We start from the raw sequence: 5,001 nt of genomic DNA on the forward strand, positions 1-5,001 counted from the left end.
GACTTCGGTTCCTGCCAAGCCACGGTCGCATCCCTCTTCGGCGGAGTGCTATATCGGCTATCGATCGGCGTTTATGCGCGGCTTGCCGGCGCGACACTGGCTGGCATGCAGACCGCGGAGCTGTACCTTCAGGGGCTCGAAACGGACACGCCGGGACAGCTCCCCTCAGGCTGGACCAAGAACGTTGTAATTCCATCGCCAACGCTCGACAGGGGGCAGATCTCGGACCCTCAAATCTTGACCGAGGAGACCCTACGGCGCTGGAGCCTGACCTTTTTCGTGACCGAGCCTGACGACCCGGATTGCCAGCGGAATCCACTAGTGCTTCTGGCCATCGTGGATCTATGGAGTATCAGCGGCACGAATTTCGCCAACAACCACTATGTCACCGTGGTAGCCGGTACTCCTTCGTCGTACCCGTGGGCCGCCTGCTCGAGCCCGATCCTCACCCGGTGCAACTTTCCGGACTTTACGCCTGTCTGCGTCAGCGGTGGCCAGCTGATCGTCAATCCCTCGGGTCCCACGTGCACTGTTGCAGTCGAGCAAGCAACCTGGTCCCACGTGAAAGGTCTTTACCGCTAGAGACGAGTTCAGTGGCGCAGGCAGGCGGCGAGTGCCCGGGCCAGACCACCACGCCGCGCCACGATGATCGTGTCCAGCTCCAGCCAGGATGCGAGGGTGCGCAGCTCCGCAGCCAGTGCAGCGGCCACTTCGCCGGCGCGTGCGTGTGCTTCGCGATACGCCGCTTGCACGATCAGCCGGCGGCTGGGGCGATCGGCTTTGAGGTCGACGCGCGCCACCAAGCGATCGCCCAGGAGGAACGGCAGCACGTAGTAACCCCACCGCCGCTTCGCGCGAGGGGTCCAGATCTCGAGGACGTAATCGAACTCGAACAGTCGCGCCAGACGCGGCCGGTGCCAGATGATGGGGTCGAAGGGGGAGAGGATGGCGCAGGCTTCGACGCGCCGGGGCAGCTCGGCCTCGGGATGGAGGTAGGCGGGATCCCGCCAGCCTTCCACTTGCACCGACCGCAGCTGGCCCCCGGCAACGAGTTCGGCGAGACGCGGGCGCGCCTCCCGCACCGGGATGCGGTAGTAATCGGCGAGATCCGTCACCGTACCGACGCCGTGGGCGCGCGCGGCGCGCAACAGCAATTCCCGTTGCGCTTCGTCCCCCGCCACGCGGGCGTCTATTTCCCGAGGCAGCACACGTTCCGTCAGATCATACACACGTGCCCAGTCGGCGGGACGGCGGTAGGCCACGGCGAGCGTGCCACGAGCGAAGTGCGCTTCCAACGCAGTCTTCGCCACACTCCACCCCCACCAATCGTTGCGCCGTTCCGGGCCGTCGTGTGGGGGCATGTCTTCGGCGGTCGAGGGGCCACGGCTCCGCACGGTATCGAGGACGCGCTCGGCGTAACCTCGGTACCCGCGCAAGAAGGCGCCGAAGGCTCGGGCTCGCCGGTCGTGCTCCTGCATGCGATGGCGCAGCAATGGCCAGGTTTCCACGGGCACGATGGAGGCTTCGCGCGCCCACTGCTCGATGAACTCGCGCTTGCGGTAGACGAGATCGTCGAGACGTGCCATGTCGTAGGGGCCGAGGCGGGAGAAGGGCACCAGGTAGTGGGCCGGGAGGAGCACGTTGGCGTAGTCGATCTGCAACAACCCATGCCGATGGATGAGGCGCCGCAGGTGCGCGGTGGTCGCCCCCCTGCCGGGTCGTGGGAGGTGAGCCCCTTGGGCGGCGAGCGCTATCCGACGCGCTTCACTCAGCGACAGTGCATCACGCGACATGGCGCCATCCTTGCACTCGTGGACCCTGCGTATCCACTATCATCCCTCATCCGAGTCGGGGCGAGAGCTCCTATCCTCCTGCAGCCGAGGCTCGGCGAGCGAGAGTCGGCCGGGGATGCCCGAGCCAGCACTCCCAGTGCCAGCGTGATTTGAGCGGAAGGAATCTCACGGTGCGGGCAGGACGCGGCTCCCCCCTGCGGATGGTGTGGCTGCCGGCCGCCTTGGGCTTGACGCTCTACCTGGTTCACGCCGCGCGTCTCGGCGACTGGATCGTGGACGACGCGGGAATCTCTTTCGCCTATGCCCGCAACCTCGCCGCAGGTCACGGTCTGGTGGCGCAGCCGGGCGAGGTCCCCGTCGAAGGCTTCACCAATCTGCTTTGGGTGCTCCTTCTCGCCCTACCCATGGGTCTGCGGGTTTTCGATCCGGTGCTGACGCCGAAGATCCTCGGTGGCTGCTTCGTCGGAGTCGCATTCGTGGGCATCGCCCGCCTGGTCACGGCTGGCGGCCGCCGGCCTGCATGGTTGGCGACGGCCGGCTTGGCAGCGGCCGCCCTCACCTCGGGCTTCGTCATCTGGTGCGCCTCGGGGTTGGAAAACGCCCTGTACGTCTGCATGGCCGTGATTCTGGCCGTGGTCATGGCCGCGCCGATCGCGAGCGGCTCGGTCACAGGCGCATCGATTGTGAACGAGCCGGTGCGAACGAAGCGGGCGCTCCTCGCGGGCGGAATCCTCTTTCTTCTCTTCTGCACGCGGCCCGATGGGGCTTTCTACTTCTGGATCCCGCCCTTTCTCTTCGGCCTCGGACCGGACACGAGTCGCCGGCGACGCAATCTCCTTGCTTACGTCGGGGCCTTCGTACTTCCGTGGTTTCTCCTCACCTTGTTCCGGAGCGCCTACTTCCACGATGTCTTCCCCAACACCTTCTATGCGAAGAAGGGCGAGGGAGCCGCGATCTTCGCTTGGATGCTCGCGCGCTGGCCCCTGCCCCTGGTCGTCGCCACGGTCCTGGCCTCGGGGACCCTCGTCATCGTTGCGGTCGCCTGCGGGTTCCATGCCCTGGGACGACGCCTGCGCCGCTGGTCGACGCCGGAGCGAAGCGCCAGCACCATGCTTTTCCTCTTTTTCGCCAGCGCAACCTCGATCGTTCTCGCGCTCCCGGGGGACTGGATGCTGGAGCACCGCTTTGCGACGCCCATGTTCCTTTTCGGTCCCGCCGCGGGGTTCGTTCTCCTCTGGGACGCTTTGGAGCGCGCGCGTTTTCGGAGCGCCATCGTCGCCGTCGCCGCCGTGTTTGCGGTTGGGATCGCGGGCATGTACAGCGCCAGGCACACACCGGCCTTCGTCGTGGCACCGACGCTGCCGCTCGATGCCGGGCGCGAGACGAGTCGCCGCATCGCTCGCGCCCTGAAGCCGCTCGGGCCGCGGGTCGCCGTGCTCACGCCCGACGTCGGTGGCGCCCTGTGGGAGGATCACTTCCGGGTCATCGACCTCGTCGGGCTGACGGACCGGCAGCTGGGGCGGACGGTGCGACGCGACCGCGAGTCGATCCGAGTGCACATCTTGGGGGTGCGGAGGCCGGAAGCCGTGTGGGTGCACACCTTCTGGATGGGTGTGACTGGCTTCGACGCGGATCCTGACTTCGCCGCCGCCTACGCTCCGGTGTGGGAAGACCGGCCTGCACCCGGGTCGGCACCGATCGCAGGTCTCTACGTGCGGCGGGACGTCGGCGCCACGGGTGCCGATGGCGTCGTGCGGCCGGCATCCCGAACGGCCGAAGCGGGACGGTAGTTCGGCTGGGCGAGCGTGACGCGATCGCCGTCGCCAAGCACCTCGAGACTTGTAGCCAGTCTCGCGTTCGTGTTATGCGTCGTGGCCGTTCCCTGGGAATCAGTGGGGGCCGAGTCGCATGAAACGGGTCACCGGAATCGGGGGCGTCTTCTTCAAGGCGCGGGATCCGGAGGCGCTCCGCGCCTGGTACCGCGAGCATCTGGGGCTCGACATCCAGGACTGGGGCGGAACTTCCTTCCGCTGGGACACGGCGCGGGATCGCCACGATGCCCGTGACGGTCTTGGTGGAGGCGCAGAGACGACTGCTGCGGCCAGCGCCACCGATGTGGCGTCAGAGGAGGTCACCGTTTGGAGCATCTTCCCGGCGTCTTCCACCTATTTCGACCCGAGCAAAGCGCCGTTCATGATCAATTATCGGGTTCTGAATCTCGCCGCGGTGCTCGACGCTTTGCGCGCCGAGGGTTGTGTCGTCGACGAACGCACGGAGACCTCAGAGTTCGGCTCCTTCGGTTGGGTCATGGATCCCGAAGGAAATCGCATCGAGCTCTGGGAACCGCCACGAGGGCGTTTCCCCGGTTGAAAGCGGCAGCCGTTGGTTGGCAATGGGAGGGCGATCGCGATGAAAAGCGTTTGGATCCTCGTTTCATGCTTGGCCGCCGCAGTGCTCGCCGGGCCGGCCCGTGGTGAAACGCGCGAACAGCTCACACAACAGGTGCGTGCCGCCGAGACGGCATTCGCCAAGAGCCTGGCCGACCGGAAGCTCGACGCCTTCGAATCCCACCTGGCCGAGGAAGCACTCTTCTTCGGCCGGGAGGGAGTCCTGCGCGGCAAAGCCGCCGTGGTCGGAGGCTGGAAGGGGTTCTTCGCCGGCGAGAAGGCCCCCTTCTCCTGGACGCCGGAGACGGTCGAGGTCCTCGAATCGGGGACGCTGGCGCTCAGCAGCGGCCCCGTCCTCGATCCTGCCGGCAAGCAGATCGGCACCTTCAACTCCATCTGGCGACGCGAAGCGGATGGCCGCTGGCGGGTCGTGTTCGACAAGGGCTGCCCGGTTTGCAACTCGAAGTGAGCGCGGGGAACCGATGCGAAATGGGCCTGGCGCTCTCGCTCTCGCGCTCGCTGCACTGCTCTCGGTGAATTCTCTCGTGTTCAAAGTCCACGCGGGTGAGGTCGCCGTCACCGAGTCGACGCTCACTTCGGGCCCCGTTCCCCGCGAGTGGATCACGCCCGCCGAGGCAACATCCTACCGGCGGACGCCTGACTACGACGAGACCATGCGTTACCTGAAGCGGTTGGAGCAGGCTTCCCGCTGGCTCCGGCTCACGAGCTACGGCAAGTCGGGCCAGGGTCGCGATCTGCCCCTCGTCATCGTCTCGAAGGAGCGAGCTTTCACGCCGGAGGGGGCCCGGGCGAGCGGCAAG

At 66.7% G+C, this 5,001-nt stretch carries 6 protein-coding genes; 5 read left to right on the forward strand and 1 reads right to left on the reverse strand.

Translation table 11 applies throughout. The annotated features are described in order from the left end of the window. Window positions 1–582 (forward strand): hypothetical protein (locus VFE28_01615; GenBank protein ID HZM14672.1); only part of this gene is annotated, 582 nt, incomplete at its 5' end. Window positions 583–590: 8 nt separating this feature from the next. Here VFE28_01615 and VFE28_01620 read toward each other — a convergent pair. Continuing rightward, entirely contained in the window at window positions 591–1,793 is a 1,203-nt protein-coding gene (locus VFE28_01620; protein HZM14673.1) for a crosslink repair DNA glycosylase YcaQ family protein, read from the reverse strand. 170 nt (window positions 1,794–1,963) lie between these two features. On the opposite strand from VFE28_01620, the gene VFE28_01625 reads away from it, so the two are divergent. From VFE28_01625 to VFE28_01640, 4 genes are all read left to right on the forward strand, one after another. Beyond that, window positions 1,964–3,583, forward strand: a complete 1,620-nt coding sequence (locus VFE28_01625) for a hypothetical protein (GenBank protein HZM14674.1) — start codon at window positions 1,964–1,966, stop codon at window positions 3,581–3,583. A gap of 118 nt (window positions 3,584–3,701) precedes the next feature. Then, window positions 3,702–4,163: a VOC family protein gene (locus VFE28_01630; GenBank protein ID HZM14675.1), complete on the forward strand. Its 462-nt coding sequence runs from the start codon at window positions 3,702–3,704 to the stop codon at window positions 4,161–4,163. Between the two features lie 39 nt (window positions 4,164–4,202). Next, complete coding sequence (locus tag VFE28_01635) at window positions 4,203–4,649, forward strand: DUF4440 domain-containing protein (protein HZM14676.1); 447 nt, start codon at window positions 4,203–4,205, stop codon at window positions 4,647–4,649. 13 nt (window positions 4,650–4,662) lie between these two features. Next, the coding region (locus tag VFE28_01640) for a hypothetical protein (protein ID HZM14677.1) at window positions 4,663–5,001 on the forward strand (339 nt) is incomplete at its 3' end.

The sequence above is a fragment of the Candidatus Krumholzibacteriia bacterium genome (genome assembly GCA_035649275.1).
Taxonomy (GTDB): Bacteria; Krumholzibacteriota; Krumholzibacteriia.